Annotated in this window: 1 protein-coding gene; it reads left to right on the top strand. The window is 57.9% G+C overall.

The genetic code is table 11. The annotated features are described in order from the left end of the window. Window positions 1–61 precede the first annotated feature (61 nt). Window positions 62–1,260 (top strand): Calx-beta domain-containing protein (locus MED222_RS21155; RefSeq protein ID WP_009844728.1); only part of this gene is annotated, 1,199 nt, incomplete at its 3' end.

The raw sequence follows: 1,260 nt of genomic DNA, 5'->3' as shown, positions 1-1,260 counted from the left end.
ACTTCACAGTGAAAGTTCAGACCACGCAAGACAGCATCTTCGAAGGCGATGAAACATCACCGTGACGGCGAAGACCAGCACGCAACAAGCAGCGGAAAGTGGCACAGTCACGATCCAAGACAACGATGGCACGCCAACAGTGACGGGCGTGACCAACAGCGCGGGCGCGGCGGGCATTAACATAGCGGAAGGCGCGATCGCGGACATCAAAGTGACGCTGAGCAACGAAAGCAAGACGGCGACCACGGTTGACCTGACGCTGAACAGCGGCACGGCGGATAAGAACGTCGACTTCACGGGCACCAAAGTGACCATCATCTTAGGTGACGGCACTGAGCTGAAAGACGTGGCGGTTGCGAACGACGGCAGCTTCCAAGTGAGCTTACCGGCGGGTCAAACCGACTTCACAGTGAAAGTTCAGACCACGCAAGACAGCATCTTCGAAGGCGATGAAACCTTCACGGTGACGGCGAAGACGTCAACGCAATCGACGGCGCAAACGGGCACGGTTACGATCCAAGACAACGATGGCACGCCAACAGTGACGGGCGTGACCAACAGCGCGGGCGCGGCGGGCATTAACGTAGCGGAAGGTGCGGTCGCGGACATCAAAGTGACGCTGAGCAACGAAAGCAAAACGGCGACCACGGTTGACCTGACGCTGAACAGCGGCACAGCGGATAAGAACGTCGACTTCACGGGCACCCAAGTGGACATCGTGTTGAGCAACGGTACGGTCTTGAAAGACGTGGCGGTAGCATCAGACGGCAGCTTCCAAGTGAGCTTACCGGCGGGTCAAACCGACTTCACAGTGAAAGTGCAGACCACGCAAGACACCATCTTCGAAGGCGATGAAACCTTCACCGTGACGGCGAAGACCAGCACGCAACAAGCAGCGGAAAGTGGCACAGTCACGATCCAAGACAACGATGGCACGCCAACAGTGACGGGCGTGACCAACAGCGCGGGCGCGGCGGGCATTAACGTAGCGGAAGGTGCGGTCGCGGACATCAAAGTGACGCTGAGCAACGAAAGCAAGACGGCGACCACGGTTGACCTGACGCTGAGCAGCGGCACAGCGGATAAGAACGTCGACTTCACGGGCACCAAAGTGACCATCATCTTAGGTGACGGCACTGAGCTGAAAGACGTGGCGGTAGCATCAGACGGCAGCTTCCAAGTGAGCTTGCCGGCGGGTCAAACCGACTTCACAGTGAAAGTTCAGACCACGCAAGACAGCATCTTCGAAGGCGATGAAAC

Source organism: Vibrio sp. MED222 (assembly GCF_000153005.1).
Classification (GTDB): Bacteria; Pseudomonadota; Gammaproteobacteria; order Enterobacterales; family Vibrionaceae; genus Vibrio; species Vibrio tasmaniensis_A.
Note: the sequence above shows the minus strand (reverse complement) of the source record. Positions and strands in the feature narration are given on the sequence as shown.